The sequence below is a fragment of the Microbacterium sp. Kw_RZR3 genome (assembly GCF_029222405.1).
In the GTDB taxonomy this organism is placed as follows: domain Bacteria; phylum Actinomycetota; class Actinomycetes; order Actinomycetales; family Microbacteriaceae; genus Microbacterium.
This window is the reverse complement of the sequence record NZ_JARHXC010000321.1, coordinates 1-18,063: the sequence shown is the minus strand read 5'-3', so window position 1 is coordinate 18,063 and position 18,063 is coordinate 1. Positions and strand designations below refer to the sequence as shown.

Annotated in this window: 14 protein-coding genes; 7 read left to right on the top strand and 7 right to left on the bottom strand. The window is 69.3% G+C overall.

Features of this window, described 5'->3' with window-relative positions; translation table 11 throughout:
* Window positions 1-51: 51 nt before the first annotated feature.
* Window positions 52-741 carry a TetR/AcrR family transcriptional regulator C-terminal domain-containing protein gene (locus tag P2P98_RS17745; RefSeq protein WP_275801580.1) on the bottom strand — a complete coding sequence of 230 codons (690 nt, stop codon included), beginning with the start codon at window positions 739-741 and terminating at the stop codon, window positions 52-54.
* A 124-nt stretch (window positions 742-865) separates the two neighbouring features.
* On the opposite strand from P2P98_RS17745, the gene P2P98_RS17740 reads away from it, so the two are divergent.
* On the top strand, window positions 866-2,281 hold the full coding sequence (locus tag P2P98_RS17740; protein WP_275801579.1) for an APC family permease: 1,416 nt from the start codon (window positions 866-868) through the stop codon (window positions 2,279-2,281).
* Window positions 2,282-2,331: 50 nt separating this feature from the next.
* Window positions 2,332-3,960, top strand: a complete 1,629-nt coding sequence (locus tag P2P98_RS17735) for an amidohydrolase family protein (RefSeq protein WP_275801578.1) — start codon at window positions 2,332-2,334, stop codon at window positions 3,958-3,960.
* A 200-nt stretch (window positions 3,961-4,160) separates the two neighbouring features.
* Here the strand turns inward: P2P98_RS17735 and hpxO are convergent, their stop codons facing one another.
* From hpxO to uraD, 3 genes are read right to left on the bottom strand one after another with little or no spacing between them, the layout of a single operon-like run.
* Window positions 4,161-5,345 (bottom strand): FAD-dependent urate hydroxylase HpxO, encoded by a 1,185-nt coding sequence (gene hpxO, locus P2P98_RS17730; protein WP_275801577.1) that lies wholly within the window; start codon window positions 5,343-5,345, stop codon window positions 4,161-4,163.
* Between the two features lie 8 nt (window positions 5,346-5,353).
* Window positions 5,354-5,674 (bottom strand): hydroxyisourate hydrolase, encoded by a 321-nt coding sequence (gene uraH, locus P2P98_RS17725; protein WP_275801576.1) that lies wholly within the window; start codon window positions 5,672-5,674, stop codon window positions 5,354-5,356.
* Window positions 5,671-6,198: a 2-oxo-4-hydroxy-4-carboxy-5-ureidoimidazoline decarboxylase gene (uraD, locus tag P2P98_RS17720; protein ID WP_275801575.1), complete on the bottom strand. Its 528-nt coding sequence runs from the start codon at window positions 6,196-6,198 to the stop codon at window positions 5,671-5,673. The genes uraH and uraD overlap by 4 nt, the downstream gene beginning before the upstream one ends.
* Window positions 6,199-6,439: 241 nt before the next feature.
* On the opposite strand from uraD, the gene P2P98_RS17715 reads away from it, so the two are divergent.
* Window positions 6,440-8,014: a hypothetical protein gene (locus P2P98_RS17715; RefSeq protein ID WP_275801574.1), complete on the top strand. Its 1,575-nt coding sequence runs from the start codon at window positions 6,440-6,442 to the stop codon at window positions 8,012-8,014.
* Window positions 8,015-8,052: 38 nt separating this feature from the next.
* Entirely contained in the window at window positions 8,053-11,388 is a 3,336-nt protein-coding gene (locus P2P98_RS17710) for a LamG-like jellyroll fold domain-containing protein (protein WP_275801573.1), read from the top strand.
* Window positions 11,389-11,455: 67 nt separating this feature from the next.
* Here P2P98_RS17710 and P2P98_RS17705 read toward each other — a convergent pair whose 3' ends face one another.
* From P2P98_RS17705 to P2P98_RS17695, 3 genes are all read right to left on the bottom strand, one after another.
* A complete protein-coding gene (locus P2P98_RS17705; protein ID WP_275801572.1) occupies window positions 11,456-12,283 on the bottom strand; it encodes a hypothetical protein in 828 nt (275 codons plus the stop codon).
* Window positions 12,261-13,259, bottom strand: coding sequence for a type IV toxin-antitoxin system AbiEi family antitoxin (locus tag P2P98_RS17700; RefSeq protein ID WP_275801571.1), 999 nt, complete (start codon window positions 13,257-13,259; stop codon window positions 12,261-12,263). Before P2P98_RS17700 ends, P2P98_RS17705 begins: the two co-directional genes overlap by 23 nt.
* A 76-nt stretch (window positions 13,260-13,335) precedes the next feature.
* The gene (locus tag P2P98_RS17695; protein WP_275801570.1) at window positions 13,336-13,962 is read right to left on the bottom strand and encodes an XRE family transcriptional regulator; all 627 of its coding nucleotides are present in this window, start codon (window positions 13,960-13,962) and stop codon (window positions 13,336-13,338) included.
* A gap of 159 nt (window positions 13,963-14,121) precedes the next feature.
* On the opposite strand from P2P98_RS17695, the gene P2P98_RS17690 reads away from it, so the two are divergent.
* From P2P98_RS17690 to allB, 3 genes are read left to right on the top strand one after another with little or no spacing between them, the layout of a single operon-like run.
* Window positions 14,122-15,879, top strand: a complete 1,758-nt coding sequence (locus P2P98_RS17690; protein ID WP_275801569.1) for an NCS1 family nucleobase:cation symporter-1 — start codon at window positions 14,122-14,124, stop codon at window positions 15,877-15,879.
* Window positions 15,876-16,628, top strand: a complete 753-nt coding sequence (locus P2P98_RS17685) for an aspartate/glutamate racemase family protein (protein ID WP_275801568.1) — start codon at window positions 15,876-15,878, stop codon at window positions 16,626-16,628. The genes P2P98_RS17690 and P2P98_RS17685 overlap by 4 nt, the downstream gene beginning before the upstream one ends.
* 51 nt (window positions 16,629-16,679) lie before the next feature.
* On the top strand, window positions 16,680-18,014 hold the full coding sequence (allB, locus tag P2P98_RS17680) for an allantoinase AllB (protein WP_275801567.1): 1,335 nt from the start codon (window positions 16,680-16,682) through the stop codon (window positions 18,012-18,014).
* Window positions 18,015-18,063: the final 49 nt, after the last annotated feature.

The following is an 18,063-nucleotide window of genomic DNA, read 5'->3' as shown; positions in this document are numbered from 1 at the left end:
GCGCCCCCGCGCCCGGGCGCGCCCCGCGCCCGCGCGCCGCGCCGCGCCCCGTTACCCGCGCCCTAGGCGCAGCCGGAGGCCCTCGAGCAGCGCGTCGAGGCCGAGGGTGAACGCCAGGTCGGCGGGGGTGACGCCCTCGGCCGCGGCGAGCTCGCGACGCGCGTGGTACGCCGCGGCGAAGGTCGGGACGTCGGCCCGATCGCCCGGATCGAGCATGTCCTGCGGGGCGGAGGCGTCGAGCGCCGAACCCAGCACGAAGGACTCCACGGCCACGATGACGCTCATCGATTCTGCGGCTGACCAGCCGGCATCCTGAAGTTGGGATGCCAGGTGGTCGTAGGCCGCGCCGACTGTCGAGTTCGCGTCCAGAGGCAGGGCCGACAGGTACGCGACCGTCGAGGGGTGGGCGGCGAACGCCGCGCGGTAGGCGTGCGCCCAGTTGCGCAGAGCGCGGTCCCACCGCGGATCGGGCGCTGCGTCGGCGTTGATGCGCTCGGCCAGGATCTCTCGGATCTCGGCGAAGACCGCCGTCTTGTTCTCGACGTGGTTGTAGAGCGACGACACGCGCACACCGAGTGCCCGCGCCAGATCGCTCATGCGGAATCCGGTGTCGCGATCGTCGTCTAGCAGGCGCAGGGCGGTCTCGCCGATGAGGCGGCGAGAGAGCACTCCGACCCGTGGACGCCCCACCGGGCGGGGTCGTTCGCCGGCCTCGGACGCTGTCTTCGCTACTGCACTCACGCTGTTTCCTCGCCGTCGAGCCGGAGAAAGTCGAGCCGGAGGAAATATTGTACGTCCGGCTAAATCGAACTATGTTCGTTTAACGCGATCGCTGGTGATCGCCCCTCACCCAAGGAGTTCGCTCATGTCCCAGCGTTCCCGTACCTCCCTCCCTCGCTCGATGGGTGTCGTGGGGCTCACCCTCTTCGGCATCTCCTACATGGCCATCGGCACGGTCTTCACCACGTACGGCATCGTGAACCAGCTGACCGAGGGCCACCTCGTCGCGTCGTACGTCGTGGCGTTGGTCGTCATGCTGTTCACGGCATCGAGCTACTCGGCCATGGTGCGCCGCTATCCGGTTGCGGGCTCGGCGTACACCTACGCGCAGCAGTCGTTCGGCGGCGGTGTCGGCTTCCTCACCGGTTGGATCCTGCTGCTCGACTACCTGTTCATCCCGATGATCAACTTCCTGATCCTCGGGCTCTACGCCAACACCCAGTTCCCCGCCGTGCCCGTGTGGGTGTTCACCCTCGGTGCGATCGTCGTCGCCCTGATCCTCAACGTCCTCGGCATCTCACTGGTCAGCAAGGTCAACACGGCCGTCGTGCTCGTCTCGTTCGCCGCGGTCGTGGTCTTCGCGTTCTTCGCGATCAAGACCGCGATCGGCGACCCGAACGCGCCGGGCGTTCTCGAGCCGTTCCTCCCCGGCAGCGCGCAGTTCAGCCCGGTGCTGACGGGCGCCGCAGTGCTCTCGCTGTCGTTCCTCGGTTTCGACGCGGTCTCGACCCTGTCCGAAGAAGCGAAGCGTCCGCGTCGCGACATCCCGGTCGCGATCATGATCACCACCATCGTCGGTGGACTCCTCTTCATCGCGGTCGCCTGGGTGGGCGCCCTGGCCTACCACCTGTCGGACTGGAGCACCGCGCCGCAGGCGCTTCTGGATGCCGCGGGGGCCGTGCTCTTCGAGCATGTCGGGGGACCGATCCTCGGGGCGGTCTTCGTCTTCATCACCGTTCTCGGCACCCTCGGTGCCGGCCTCGCGGGTCAGGCGGCGGTGTCTCGCATCCTGTTCTCGATGGGTCGAGACGGAATTCTCCCGCGCCCCCTGGGCGGCCTATCGAAGACGTACGGAACCCCGGTGGTCGCGACGGCGCTCGTGTCGGTTGTGGCCCTCGCGGGCCTGTTCGTCACGCTCGCTCAGGCAGCGTTCATGATCAGCTTCGGCGCGCTCGTGGCCTTCGCGATGGTGAACCTCTCCGTCATCCGCACCTATCTCTTCCCGCCGCGCGCGGAGCGGCACGCGCTCACCGCGGGGCGCCTCGTGCGGTACGGGATCGTTCCCGGGATCGGCTTCGCGCTCACGCTCTGGCTGTTGAGCTCGCTCGAGGGCGTGACGTGGGTCATCGGCGGCATCTGGGCACTGCTGGGCGTGGTGATCCTCGCGATCAAGACGGGGATGTTCCGGCGCCCGGTTCCGAAGCTCGACTTCTCGGAGGTCGAACCCACCACCGAGGCGATCGACCAGCTGCCGCGCGAGTCGTTCCTGGGGCAGAAGTGACGGCATCCGATCGAAGCGACACCTGTCGCGCACTGAGAAGGGAGGCACCCATGCCCGAGAACACCGACCTGCTGGTCCTCGCGGGAGCGGTCCTCACGCCGACGGCCCTCGCCGGCGCGCCTGCGGAGGCCGGGTTCGTGGCGATCCGCGACGGCGTGATCGTGGGGGTGGGGACTCCGGATGCCGCTGACTCGTGGATCCCGCGCGCTCAGCGCGTCGTCGACCTGGGTGATGCGACGCTCACCGCCGGTGTCGTCGATGCGCACATCCATCCCGTCGCCGGGATCGGGATGACGAGAGGCGTCGATCTGAGCGAGGCGGAGACCCTCGAGGACGCCCAGCAGGCGCTGGCCGCGGAGTCCGCCGACGCGGGCGAATGGGTGTTCGGGTGGGGTCTCAATCCCATCGTCTTCGGTGTGGCGGCACCGTCGATGCGACTCTTCGACCGGCTGCCGCAGGACCGCCTCGCGTTCGTGCAGCTCTTCGATGCGCACTCGGCCGTCGCGTCCGCGGCGGCGCTGGCTCGCGCGGGTGTCACGGGTGCCGAGACCTTCGACGACGCCTCGTCGATCGCCGTCGACGCCGAGGGCACGCCGACGGGATATCTCCTCGAGCACCGCGCCATGGGGCGCGTCACACGCATCATCCCCGCCCTGACTTTCGAGGAGCGGCGTGATGCCCTCGTCGCCATCCTGCGTGGCATGGCCGAGACGGGCGTGACGATCGGGCAGATGCTCGACTCGTCGCACCCCGACGCCTTCGACCTCTTCGATGCGATCGAGGCGGAGGGCGAGCTGCCGATCCGTCTTCGCGTCTCGCCGATGGCTGTTCCCGGATCCACCGAGGCGGACTGGGCGCAGCTCGCCGACCTGCAGGGCCGGCACGGTCGCCGCTGGGAAGTGCGCGGCATCAAGCTCATGATCGACGGCACCATCGACAACGGCACCGCGTGGTTGCGAGAGCCCGACACTCTGGGCGAGTCGACCGAGTCGCTCTGGCTCAGCCCGTCCGAGTACGCCGCCGCCGTCGAGTATTTCCACGCCCGCGGCATCCCGACGACGACCCACGCGATCGGCGATCGCGGCATCGAGTTCGTGGCCGCGACGTTGAACGGCCTCGAGCGCACCGGTGTCCCGCACCGCATGGAGCACATCGAGACGCTGCCCGACGACGTGCTGGATCTCATCGTCGAAGCCGGAGTCTCGGTCAGCATGCAGCCCACGCACTGCACGCACTTCACGCGCGCGGACCACACCGACAACTGGTCGCGCCGCCTCGGCGACGAGCGCGCCGACCGCGCGTGGCGCACGCGCGACCTTCACGAGAAGGGCGTGGTCGTGGCCCTCGGATCGGACTGGCCGGTGGCCCCGTACGACGCGCGAGCTACCCTCGCCGCGGCGATGCTCCGCCGCCCGGCCGGGCGCGTGGACGTCACGCCCGTCCTGCCCGATCAAGCCCTCGACGCCCCGGTCGCCCTCGACGCGCACACGCGTGGCTGGTGGCGTTCGGTCGGCGAGGCGGGCGGCACGATCGAGGAGGGGATGCCGGCGTTCCTCACCGTGTTCTCCGCCAACCCGCTGACCGCGGATCCCGACGCCTTCGCGACGGCCGACGTGCTGTTGACGGTCGTCGGCGGTGACGTGGAGGTGGACCGGACGGCGGTGACCGCGCAGAGGTGACGCGTCCACGCCGGGTCAGGGGCAGGACGCTCGCGCCTCGCGGGACCACCGCCTCCGTCCCTCGGCGACGGTGCGCGGAACTCCTGAGTTTTCGGACTCTTCGGGGCTGGATGCCGCAGGTTCCCGCGCTCGACGGGTGCCCAGCATCCGTTTCTCAGGAGTTTCGCCCGCTTCGCGTGCCGACCGCGCCCGAGCCCGCGTCAGCGCATCACGCTCGCGCCCAGCTCCACGGGGCTGCCCTCGATGTTCCCCACGATCCCGCGGATCACCCCCGTCCCGTCCTCGCGGCGCAGGCCGTCGTACCAGGCCTGCGTCGCGGCGACGTCGAACGCGTGCGTCTCGTGCGCGCGCTTACGGGCGCGCAGCACGAGGTCGCCGGCCCGCTCGGTGCGGATGCGCTCGTAGCGCTTCAGCGAGTCCGCGACGCCGAGCGTCGTCGTGGCGAACACGATGCCGAGAGCGAAGCTGTCCTCGAGCGCCGAGCACGCCCCCTGGCCGATGTCGGGTGCGGTGTTGTGGGCGGCGTCGCCGAGGATCGCGACGCGCCCGCGCACCCACGTGTCGAAGGGGTCGATGTCCCAGATCTCGACGCGGTTGAGCGACTCGTCCGGGTCGATGCCGTCGAGGAGCGCGCGCACTCCCGGTGCGCCCCACGATCCGAATGCCGCCTCGAGCGCGGCCATGCGGTCCTCGACCACTCCCGACGGCCCGGGTACGTCGACGAAGAAGTAGAACCGGTCGCCCGCGACCGGCATGACGGCGCACCGCTTGCCGTCGCCGACGTAGGTCGTCCACTGACCGAGCGGTCCGATCCGCTCGTCGGCGCGCACGAGACCGTTGTAGTTCACGTATCCCGAGTACGACCTCTCGGGACGGATGCCGGTGGGCTCGGTGACGTAGTCGCGCACGATCGAGCGCGCCCCGTCGGCCCCGATCAGCATATCGGCCGTGTCGGTGGTGCCGTCGGCGAAGGTGGCGGTGACCACGCCGTCGGCCTCGGACACGCCGGTCAGCTGCTTGCCGAGGTGGATGTGGGCGGAGCCGACGGCATCCATCATCAGCTGTTGCAGATCCGCCCGCGCGACCGGGTAGGGGCGCTGGCCCGTCTGCTCGGTCACGGGGGCGAGGCTGAAGCGGCAGAGCTCGTCGCCGGTGTGGCCGTCGTAGTAGGCCATGTCGTCCATGCGACCGCCGAGGGCAGCGACTTCGGGGCCGAGGCCCAGCCAGTTGAGCACCTTCACGCCGTTCGACCACAGCGACAGCGCGGCGCCGACCGGACGGTTCTCGCGCATGCGGTCGTACACGACGACTTCGTGGCCGAGCTTCTGCAGGGCGAGCGCCGCGGACGTTCCGCCGACTCCCGCCCCGATCACGATGACTCTCATGCCTCTCCTCAGCTGCCGCGGTAGGTCGAGTAGGCGAACGGGCTCAGCAGCAGGGGCACGTGCAGGTGCGCCTCGCCGCTCACGGTGAACGCGACCGTCGCGATCGGGTGGAACGACGCGACTCCGCGCGCGCGGAAGTAGGCACCGGTGCCGAAGGTCAGCGCGTAGTCGCCGTCCTCGAGGCGATCGGATCCGAGGGCGAGGCGGCCGTCTCCGTCGGTCGTGCCCTCGGCGACGGGGGTGCCGTCGAGCCGGGCCAGCGCGACGGTGACGCCGGTCGCGGGCGTGCCCGCCGTGGCATCCAGGATGTGGGTGGTGAGGTGGGTCATTCGGCGTCCTCGGGTTCGGCCGGTGCCTCGTCGGCGAACGTCGTCCGCAGGCGGAGCAGGGCGATCTCGGCGAGCTGACGGGTGGCTTCGACGATCTCGGTGTCGGGGTCGTTGCCGAGGCGGCGTTCGAGTTCGGTGCGCATCTCGCTCGGCGTGCGTCCGGCCGCGCGGATGAGGAAGACGCGGCCGAACCGCTCCTCGTATGCCGCGTTCCCGGCGGCGATCGCGGCGACGTCGTCGTCGGCGGCGGAGGCCATGGACCCCTGTTCGCGACGGGATGCCGCGGCCTCGGCGCCGTCGCCCGCGACCTTCGCGCCGATGCGGGGGTGCGCGTGCAGCGCCGCCTCGAGGTCGTCCGGCGACCAGACCGCGGCGAGGTCTCCGGCGTACGCGGCGAGGGCGTCGACGTCGGCGTAGGGGCGACCCGCGACGACGGCATCGACCCAGCCCGGGATGTCGGCCCAGACGCGGACGACGGCCGTGGCATCCGCCGTCGAGGCCGCGTTGAAGTGGTGCAAGTGCATGCCGGTCAGGCTAGGCGCGCCGCGTTACGGGGCTGTGGCGGGATGTGTCGGCGATGTTGCTGTGGGGAACATTCGTGTGCGGCGACCGGCCGCGCCCGTCCACGCGGCGAGAACCCGCCGTTCATCTCTAGATACCGCCCGTGAGAGTTGCCGGGCAGATCGCGTGGATAGCTTCTGTCCGGCCCGCCCGAGGGCCGACGCCCGGAAAGGGCGCCCCATCCGCGAGAGGACCCCGTTTCCCATGCCCCCCACGTCTCCGAGACGGTCCCTGCGACTTCTCGCCGCCGTCGCCGTCTCACTCGTCGGGCTGATGGTCGCCGCACCGGCTTCAGCCGCGCCGATCGACCGCTTCCAGGCATCCACCTCCGCCCTCCCCTCGGGGGTCGGGGCTCCCACGCTCCTGCTGCTGGAGAGCGTGAACGCGGCAGGAAAGGTCCTGCAGATCGGCGACACGAACGCGCAGGTGTCATCGGCGCCCGGCGCGACGGACCGCGCCGCCGCCGCGATCGAGACCATGAGGACCGGCAACGCAGCGTCGCTGAAGGCGCAGGCGTTGCGCTTCTTTCCCGTCACGGGGTCGGCCAACACCTACCTGATCGCCGATCAGCAGGACCGGGTCCTCGTCCGTTCCCGCAACAGCGAGACGGCCTTCCGCTACCTCCAGCTCGCCGATGTCGCGGACTCCGCGTCAGATCCCTACGCCCAGTGGGAGGCGCGCGACGCCGGCGACGGCACCGTCAACCTCGTGAACGTGCAGCCGGATCCGTCGTCGCAATCCGCCGCGCTCGATCTGTACAACTGGAAGACCACCGACGGCTCGGAGGTGCAGACGTACACGCTCAACACCGGTGCCGCCGTGCAGAAGTGGCGGATGCACACGCTGCAGGCCACCGTGGCGGTCCCCAGCGCGGTGGTCCCCGCGGGGTCGGCGCCGTCGATGCCGACGAGCCTTGCAGCCCGATACGGCTGGGGAGGATCGGTTCCTCTGACGTCGATCGCCTGGCGCATGCCCGATCGATCGGTCTGGAACAGCAGCGGCGAGGTCGACGTGACCGGAACGGCATCCGGTTTCTTCGGTGAGGCGGTCGCGGTCACGGCGCACTTCTCCGTCGGTTCGCCCGGTCAGGCGGACGACGCGGCGCTGAAGTCCTACGCGGGTGTGAGCGTGAAGGAACTGCGGATGCTCGCCCCGCGCACGGTCGTGCGCAAGGTCAGTGGAACGGCGGCGACCGTGACCTCCCCGGTGTCGTGGGACTGGTCGGCTCTCACGGATGCCGCGCTCGCGCAGCCCGGAACCGTCACGGTCGAGGCGGTCGCCGGATCGGGCTTCAGCGCTCGACTGATCATCACGCTCGTCGCACCCGAGCGCGTGAACCTGCTGCGGCAGAACGGTGTGCGTCCGGACTGGACGTTCAAGGACGGCACGACGTTCGCCCTCACCGATGGCAACCGCAACGCCGTCGGTTTCGCCGACTGGCGCAGCGGTGGAGCCGCCAACCGGGTCAACCCCAACCGTGTGTCGTTCTCGTTCGATCAGCCTCGCCAGATCACCGGGGTGAACGTCTACGACATCGGCGGGAAGCAGAACATCGGCACCGTGACCGTCCAGTACCGCACCCTGCTCGGCGGGTGGAAGAACCTGCCGACCGCGTCGGGCTGGCCCGTCACCAACGCGACCGCCAACCTCTCCCTGGAGGTCACCTCCACCCCCGTGCTCGCCACCGGCCTGCGCGTGATCGTCGGCAACAAGTCGTCCGGCACGTGGATGACCCTCTCGGAGGTCGAGGCCTACGGGCCCCGCACCCCCGCTTCCTGACTCGCCGTTCCGCTTTCCCGCATCTGATGAGAAGAGAGATGTCCATCCAGCCTCGTCGCGCCTCGCGCGCACGTTCCGTGGTCGCCGCCGTGACGGCGTTCGCCCTGTCCACCCTCGTCCTCGGCAATGCCTCCGTCGCGCTGGCGGCTGACGGGAACACCCCCTCGTCGGCCCCGTCCGCCGCCGCATCAGCCGACGCGCCCGCCACCGCGGACCGATCCAGCTTCCTCCTGCCCGTCCTCCCCGACACGCAGTTCTACTCGCGCTACAGCGCGTCGCAGTTCTACCCCCAGTACGGAACGAACCCGTTCGAGGCGCAGACGCAGTGGGTCGTCGACCACAAGAACGACCTGAACATCCCGTTCGCCGTGCAGCTCGGCGACGTCGTCGACCAGCAGTGGGTGGGCGATCAGTGGACCGCCGCGTCGAAGGCCATGCGGATCCTCGAGGACGGGGGCGTGCCGTACTCGATCATCCCGGGCAACCACGACGTGGCAGACCAGGGCGCACGTTCGTCGGAGGCCAACGCGGCGAACTACCTGTCGAACTTCGGGGCGACGACGCTGAAGCGGCAGGCCGGAGGAACGCTGCTCGGCACCTTCCAGAACGGGTACTCCTCGGCTTACGACTTCCAGGCGGAGGGACACGACTGGATCGTCCTCTCGCTCGGCTGGAACGCCTCCGACGACACGTTCGCGTGGGCGCAGGGCATCCTCGACGCCCACCCCGGTGTCCCCGTGATCTTGAACTCGCACGCGATCATCGGCATCGACCAGGACCAGATCTCTCCCACGAGCTGGTGGTACGGCGACCTGCTGTGGGACAAGCTCATCCGCAAGAACGACCAGATCGTCCTGACCCTGAACGGTCACTTCCACGGGGCGACCCAGCGAACGCTGACCAACGACTTCGGACACCCCGTGTTCGAGGTGCTGACGGACTACCAGATGGCCGCGGACGGCGGTAACGGCATCATGACGCTGTTCGAGTTCGACCTCACGAACAACAGCATCGACGTCGACACCGTCTCGCCCTGGGTGTCGAAGAAGCACGCCGATGCACTCACGTCGACGGACACCCCCGTGCTCGACGGGAAGTGGCAGCAGTTCAGCCTCCCGATCGACTTCGGCGCCCGCTTCGGATGGTCGGCCCCCACCGCGGCGCAGGCCGACAACGTCGATCTGTCGGAGCGAGCCAAGCAGATCGTGTCGGCGGGATGGACCGGACAGGGGAAGGAGCAGCAGCTCGCCGTCGCCGGGAACGACAGCGACTACGTGCGCGTCGACGGGACGATCGCGCACTGGCGGTTCGGCGGCGTCGCCGGGGGCGACATGACGGACACGACCGAGATCCCCGACATCGCCGGGTCGAGCCCGATGTACCGCAACCCCGTGGACGACACCGACGCGCCCGACACGAGCGACGACGTCTCGATCTCGCACGCCAACGTGCCGGTTTACTCGGCCGACAAGGGCGCGGTGTGCTTCACCGACGTCCACCGTAATGCGGGCGCGCGCGACAACCTCGGCTACATCACCACCGAGTACGGAGCCCCGGCCACCTTCGCGCACCTCGACGCGACGACCGGTTACACGCTCGAGACGTTCCTTCAGATGGACACCAACTGGACCGAGGCGGCCAACCGCTGGGGAGCAGCCATCACGCGCGGCGGTGCCCGCCAGTGGATGGGCATCAACGACTCCTCCGACGCCGGTGCCGGTGCGGCATGGCTGGGCATCTCCAACCTCCGCGAGTACCAGTACTCGGCCGCCGATCCGCGCTCGAAGAACTCCTACACCCTCTGGTCGGGCGAGATCATGCCCGGGTCGTGGCATCACGTCGCGATCGTGAACGACCCGGCCAAGGGAACGGTCATCATGTACGTCGACGGCGTTCCGGTGCTCCGCAACGCCTCGCAGGTCGGCGGGATGATGGCGGCCGACTTCATGCCGTGGGTCATCGGCGCCTCGACGTGGAACGAGGAGCCCGAGCACGGCTGGTACGGCTGCGTCGGTGAGACGCGCATCGTCGACCACGCCCTGACCACCGACCAGTTCCTGTACCAGCGTCAGAACATCGACGCTGGCGGACCGCAGTTCGCCCTGGTGACGGACGTGTCGTCGGCACAGCCGGCGGGGGCGTCTCTCGCGTCGTTCGACGGCACCGGGCTCGCCGGCGCCGACGTGCGCGTCGTCGACCGGGGCCGCACGATCGGTCGGGCAGCGGTCGCCGCGGACGGCACCTGGCACGTGGCCCTCGAGAGCCCCGTCTCCGGCGCCGGCGCCCACCCGCTGAGCTTCGTGCAGTCGCTGGGCAGTCGTGACGGGAAGGCGCTCGAGGCGACGGTGACCATCTCGGCACCCGTGCCGACGCTCACCGACCCGTCGGACCAGCGCGTGCTTGTGGGGGGAACGGCGACGTTCTCGGTGACCGCGGGGGGATCGCCCGCTCCGACCGTCGCCTGGCAGTCGTCCGCGGACGGGTCTGCCTGGACGGATGTCGCGGAGGTCACCTCGTCGACCCTGACGGTGAAGGATGCCACGACCGAGATGAACGGCCGCAAGTTCCGCGCCGTGGCCTCCAACGTCGAGGGCGGCAAGACCGTGTCGGCGGCGGCGACCCTCACCGTCATCGATCCGACGCCGTCTTTGCCGTCCTCTTCGGACCTGGCTCCCGTGGACGTCACGGGTCCTCTCGACGGGGGGACCACCGTGACGGTGCACGCGGGCGCGGCGCACAAGGGTCAGGTCCTGCGGGCGTGGGCGTGGTCCTCGCCGACGGATCTCGGACAGGTGACGACGGATGCCGCGGGCGACGCGATCGTCGATGTCTCCGCGCTCGAAGCGGGCCGCCACACCGTCGCGCTCACGCAGCCGAACGATCCGACCGTCCTCGCCTGGGGCACGTTCGAGATCCCGGTGCACCCGACCACGCTGCGCGACAACACGGAGCTGCGCACCACGGTGACCGCGAGCGATCTGTGGTCTCTCGATGCGCAGAAGTCCTCGGTGGACTTCGGCTCGGTCGAGCGGGGGACGCGTGCGACGGCGAACCTCGGCAAGGTCACCGTCGTGGATGATCGTGCCGCGCTGACGGGATGGACGCTCACCGCGACGGCCACGCCTTTCACCAGCGGCACCTACTCCGCCCCGGCGGACGCGCTCGGCATCCGACCGATGTCGTTCGCGGGCGAGGTCCTGCTGCCGGGTCTCGCCGTCGGCACGGGCGGAGGGGTCATCGCCACGGGCGCGGCCGGCGTGTCCACGGGGGTCGGCGGCGCGCGCTTCGACGCGGGCCTGGACTTCACACCGCCCAAGGATGCGCCCGTCGGTGTCTACCACTCGACGCTGACGCTGACGCTGATCGCGAAGTAGAACACGCGGGGCCCTCGCCGACGTCCGGGTCGGCGGGGGCTCCGTCGTCCGCTCCGGCCATCAGGCGTCAGGCGGGCGGTTGCGCGTCGCGGAGACCGCGCGTGAACGCCTCGACGATATCGAGTCGTCGCGACCGGTCCTGCGGCAGGTTGAGCAGGTGGCCAGTGAGCGGCCGCACGTCCAGGCCGGTGAACCGGCTCACCAGGTCGTTCGCGTCTGAGGGGATGAGATGCCGCCGAATGTCACGGCCGAGGAGATGCGCGCTGCTCTGGTTAGCGTCGAAGCCGTACAGTTCGCTGATGTCGATGTCGGCGCTGAAGAGACGATCGCTCGTTGACGGATCCTGCGCATACCAGTCGAAGGCAACAGCCAGATCCTGTGCGTCGCGATGGTCGCCGTGCGCACTTCTATCCGCCCACGCGCGGGTTTTGAGCAATGCATACCCCGAGGGTTGAGGAAGACGGACAGCTTCCCCGGTGGGAAGCGTCAGGATTGATGCTCGGTCGAACACCTCCTGGAATCCGAAGACGACGATGTCGTCATTGCGGGTCGATGGTCGGCTGAGGCCGCGGGGTTCCTCAGCGACATCGCCGAACGGGACGACATCGACATGCATACCGGCGACGCGAAAGGCGATTCCGTTCGACTGGATGGAGGTGAATGCCGATCCGATCCGCTCGAACTCGTTCCATGAGGCGATGGCGATTCCGAGGTCGAGGTCTGTGGTCAGGCGCGTCGGTGTCGTTCTTCCCAAGGCGGAATGGATGGCATCGCGACACCGTGCCCCGACCAGCAGGATTTTCCGAGGATCGATACCCGTCGTCGTGACCAGATCGTGGACGGCCGCCGCGACATCGTCCAGCAGTCGGAGGTCAATGCGCGCGCAGCCGAGCATTGTCGTTTCTCAGACGCTGGGCTGCTTCTCGTTCGCGAGAATCACCGGATGCCAGGAGATCGGCGTAGACCAGCAAAGGCGGCGCTTCTCGTAGTCGGGCAGATTCTCGCGTGCGCGCCGGGACAGGCTCGGTCCAGAACTTCTCGCGAAGGAACAGGGTCGGTGACTCGTCATCGCGCGCCCAGCGCCCCGCTTGGGCTGCATCGCGGGGGATGCCGTCGGCGTAGATGGTCCATGTGATGTTGCGTGCGATCCACGGTGCGACGGCTTCTCCGCTGAGATAGAGCGGTGGGCCGTCCGGAGAGAGGCGGGACGGGTCGAAAGTCCCACGAAAGGCTCGAGTGTTCTCCCGCGAGCCGAGTCCGCTCGTAAATGCTGCCGCCCATCCATCGATCAGCGAGTCGATGTTCCTCAGGGAACCGTGGTCGCGTGGGCCGAAGCGGTCGAGGAAGTTGGCTGATTCGAGAGCCACCAGCGTCTTCTGCGTGAAGCTCACGGAGGCTCCGGCGGCTCGCGCGAGGTCTTGGAGCCGTGCAGCGAGGAGGTCCGGCCAGCTGATCACCGCAAGGATGACCTGCGACCGCTTTTCCGTGAACAGGGAGGCGCTCTTCGCGGGTTTACGGAGGCCGGTGGCGGAGTCGGGCGTCCGCCCGCGCACGTCGATCAGCGTGTCTCCGAGCGACAGGTAGCCGTTACCTGCCTCGTCGATGAAGTTGACGCCGATGTTTCGGAGCGCGTCCGCGTTGCGCGGCGTGACTCGGCTGCTCAGCGCGACGACAGGACCTTTCACGGGGAGAGGGAGGATGTGCTCCAGCTCCGTGAGGGTCAGAGGCGACACCGCAACCGCGGTGACCGTCTGCTGCTGCTTCCCGCGTGAAACGACGAGAGAGGTGACCGGGCTGTTCGCCGTCGGCATGTTTCCGATGAGGTCGATGCCGTAGTCTCGCGCACGGCTCCGAATCTTCTCGCTGTCCATGATTTCCTCCGAGGAAAATTCTCCTATAAGGAGATCTTTCGCGCAAGGAAAATTCTCCTCGTGTGAAATCTGCCGTTCAGGCGTGCACGATCAGCCAGTGCGCCACGGCATCCGTCTCGCCGGTGTTGTGCAGGCGGTGGGGGACCGAGCAGGGGTAGCTGATGGCATCCCCTGCCCGCAGGATCACGCGCTCGGCCTCGAAGTCGATGGTGAGCTCACCCGCGACGACCGTGCCGACCTCGTAGCCCTCGTGGTGGAACAGGCCGTCCGCACCGTGGGCGGAGGCGCCGGGCGGGTAGATCGATTCGAAGTAGTCGACGCCGGGGGACGATCCGGGGGTCAGCCGGCGGAACGAGACCCCGCTGTCGAGCACGATGTCGGGCGACTGCCCCGCGCGCTGAAGCGTGAAGCCCGAGGGCCCGACGGGTTCGATGGGACGGTCGGATGCCGGGTCGAAAGCCGCCACGAGAGGAACGCCGAGGGCGTCGGTGATCGCGATGAGCCGCGAGACGCTCGGTTGCATCACCCCGCGCTCGATCTGCGACACGGCGCTGGGGGAGATGCCGAGCGTCTTCGCGAGAAAGCGGGCGGAGATGCCCCGGGCCTGACGGAGATCGCGGATGCGCGCCCCGACGGATGCCGACGGCTGGGGCGTCGCGGCCGCGCCCTGGTCGACGGCGTCGGCGAGGGGCGGCTGCGTCATGCCCCGAGTCTAGGGAGCCGCAGCGTGTGAAGGATCGACTTCACACGCTCGTTACACGAGCGAAACCAGCGGGGTTGTGTGAACCCATAACTTCACATCAGAGCTCCACTCCGGCCGCGGACTCCACGTCGTGGCATCCATCGTCCTGAGAGGAATGACATGACTTCCACACCGCTCACCGGCCCCCACGATCTCGTGGAGGCCGCCGGCCACCCCCACGGTGGCGGCAACATGAAGCCCGAGTACGACGACCGGCTCGCCAACGAAGACCTCGCCCCGCTGCGCAAGCAGAAGTGGACGAGCTACAACATCTTCGCCTTCTGGATGAGCGACGTGCACTCGGTCGGCGGCTACGTCACCGCCGGTTCGCTGTTCGCCCTCGGCCTGCAGTCGTGGCAGGTGCTCGTGGCGCTGATCGCCGGCATCGTGATCGTGCAGGTCTTCGCCAACATGGTCGCCAAGCCCAGTCAGAAGACGGGCGTCCCGTACCCCGTCATCAACCGTGTGGTGTTCGGCATCCGGGGTGCGAACATCCCCGCGATCATCCGTGGTCTCATCGCGATCGCCTGGTACGGCGTGCAGACGTTCCTCGCGGCCGAGTCGCTGAACATCATCTTCCTGAAGTTCGTGCCCGGGTCCGCCGCCCTCCTCGACGTCTCGTTCGCGGGGCTCTCGGCGCTCGGCTGGATCTCGTACGCGATCCTGTGGACCGCGCAGTTCCTGCTGTTCTGGAACGGCATGGAGGTCATCCGCCGCTTCATCGACTGGGCGGGCCCCGCCGTCTACGTCGTGATGATCGTGCTCGCGGTGTACCTCGTGTCGCAGGCCGGCATCCAGAACATCTCGTTCACCCTGTCGACCACCCAGCTCGACTTCTGGGCCTCGATCCCCGTGATGTTCGGCGCGATCGCGCTCGTGGTGTCGTACTTTTCGGGTCCGATGCTGAACTTCGGTGACTTCGCCCGGTACGGCAAGAGCTTCGCCGCCGTGAAGAAGGGCAACTTCTGGGGTCTGCCGGTCAACTTCGTGTTCTTCTCGCTGCTGACGGTCATCACCGCGTCGGCCACGGTGCCGGTGTTCGGTTCGCTCATCACCGACCCGATCAAGACCGTCGAGCAGATCGATACGCCCTTCGCGATCCTCCTCGGCGGCCTGACGTTCGTGACCGCGACGGTCGGCATCAACATCGTCGCGAACTTCATCTCGCCCGCGTTCGACTTCTCGAACGTCGCGCCGAAGAAGATCTCGTGGCGCGCCGGCGGCATGATCGCCGCGGTCGGTTCGACGTTCCTCATGCCGTGGAACTGGTACTCCAACAGCGACGCGATCCACTACTCGCTCGGCGTCCTCGGTGCGCTGATCGGGCCCCTCTTCGGCATCCTGATCGCCGGCTACTACATCGCCGCCCGCCAGCGCGTGAAGGTCGACGCGATGTTCACGATGGATGCCCAGGGCCCCTACTGGTACCGCAACGGCTTCAACCCGAATGCGGTCAAGGCGGTCATCGTGGCCGGTGTTCCGACGGTCGCGATCGCCGTCTTCCCGAAGCTGTTCGCCGACCTCGGTCTGTTCAACGTCTCGTGGATCAGCGACTACAGCTGGTTCATCGGCTGCGGCCTCGGCTACGTGCTGTTCCTGCTGTTCGAGCGCATCGACCCGCGGGTGCCGACGTTCGACGGTGAGACAGAGGGGATCTCTGACGGCACCGTCGAGGTGGCGGCCGCTGCCGAGGTCGAGGCCCTGGTGCTGGCACGGACGGTCGCGGATGCCGGGACCCCGGTGCCGGGCTCCGGAGCCGTCGCGCCCGATGCGCCCGTGGTGCTCGCGAAGACGACTCAGGATGCCGCGGTTCCGGAGCGCGGGACGGCAACGCCCGGGCGCCCGACCGCCGCCGGCCCGCGCGAGGCGCTCGCGTGAGGATCCTGCTCATCAACCCCAACACCTCCCGGGCGATGACCGCGAAGATCGCGGACGCCGCCCGGGGGGTGGCGGGGCCCGACGTGGTCGTCGACGCCGTGTGCCCGGCCGTGGGCGCGTCGGCGATCGAGAGCCACGTCGACGAGGTCGCTGCGGCGGCCGCCGTGGTCGAGCTGGTCGCCGCCGACCGCGACGGTGCGAACCCCGCCGACGCGTACGTGATCGCGTGCTTCGGCGACCCGGGACTCGACGCGGCGCGCGAGCTGGTGGACGCCCCGGTCGTCGGGATCGCCGAGGCGGCGATGCACCTGGCCGCGGTGTCGGGGCGGCACTTCGGCGTCGTCACGACGCTCAGCCGCACGCTCGGGCGTGCGCACGACCTTGTCGCGCGGTACGGCATGGAGCGGGCGTGCGTGTCGCTCGCGGCGACCGGGATCCCCGTGCTCGACCTCGAGGACACCGGCTCGGTCGCGGTGGAGACCATCGCGCGGTACAGCGCAGAGGCTGCGGCGGGCGGGGCTGACGTCATCGTGCTCGGCTGTGCCGGGATGGCGGACCTCTGCGCCGAGCTGTCGGCACGCGTCGGTGTCCCGGTCGTGGACGGGGTCGCGGCGGCGGTGGGGATGGCATCCGGGATGGTGCGGATGGGTCTCGGGACGAGCAAGCGCGACGAGTACGCGCTTCCCGCTCGTGGGGCAGGTGCGCCCACCCTTCCTCCCCAGGCAGCGAATCTCGAGGTGTTTGCATGAATGTTGATCACGGTTACATCTGCGAAACGCGGGGCGCTTAGCGTGGCCGGTATGAGCACACGGATCGCCGCGCGACGGGTCTATCTCGACGGGGAGTTCCGCCCCGCAACGGTCGTGAGCGAGGGCGGGGTCATCACCGCGGTCGAGCCGTTCGACGCCGCGGCCGAGACGGTGCTGCCGGGCGATTCCGTGCTCCTGCCGGGCCTCGTCGACTCGCACGTGCACCTCGACGAGCCGGGTCGTACCGAGTGGGAGGGCTTCGCGACCGGCACCGCCGCAGCCGCCGCCGGGGGCGTGACGACCATCGTCGACATGCCGCTGAACAGCCTCCCCGTGACGACCACGACGGATGCTCTGGATGCCAAGCGTGCGGCCGCCGCGGGAAAGCTCGCGGTCGACGTCGCCTACTGGGGCGGCGCGGTGCCCGAGAACCTCGGGTCGTTGCGCAAGCTCGCCGACGCCGGGGTCGTGGGCTTCAAGTGCTTCCTGTCGCCGAGCGGCATCGACGAGTTCGGGCATCTCGACGCCGATCAGCTCGAGCGCTGCCTCGCCGAGCTCGCCACCTTCGACGGTCTGCTGATCGTCCACGCCGAAGACCCCGCGCACCTGCACGCCGACGGCGCGCTCGGGCCGCACTACCGCGACTTCGAGGCCAGCCGCCCGCCCCTGAGCGAGAGGGCGGCCATCCGCCGCGTCATCGAGGCGGCGCGCCGCACGGGCGCCCGCGCACACATCGTTCACGTGGCCGACGGGGGAGCGCTCGACGACGTGCGCGCCGCGAAGGCTGAGGGCGTGCGGCTGACGGTCGAGACCTGCCCGCACTATCTGACGCTCGACGCCGACGCGGTGCCCGACGGCGCGGGGGCCTTCAAGTGCTGCCCTCCCATCCGCGGCGGCGACAACCGCGATCTGCTGTGGGCCGGGATCGTCGACGGCACGATCGACGCGATCGTCAGCGATCACTCGCCGGCCACCGTCGAGCTCAAGGGCAACCCCGACTTCGGCCTGGCCTGGGGCGGGATCGCGGGCCTGCAGACCGGGCTGTCGGCCGTGCACTCGACGGCCCGAGCCCGAGGCCTGGCGTTCGAGAGCATCCTGCCGCTCCTCACGACCGGGCCGGCCCGCATCGCGGGTCTCGACGGACTCGGCGTCATCGAGGCGGGCGCCCCGGCGCACCTCGTCGCGTTCGCCCCCGATGAGGAGTTCGTCGTGGATGCCGCCGCCCTCGAGTACCGCAATCCGGTCTCACCGTGGCATGGGCAGACGCTCACGGGCGTCGTGCGAGAGACCTGGCTCCGCGGCGAGTCGGTGTACCGCCGCGGCTCCGCGGTGACGGAGCGCGGCGGACGCGAGATCCTGCGCGCAACCGCGGCGGTGGACGCGTGAGCGGTGGCGAGGCGCGCCAGGCCGCGTCCGAGGTCCCGGAGCTCGATCA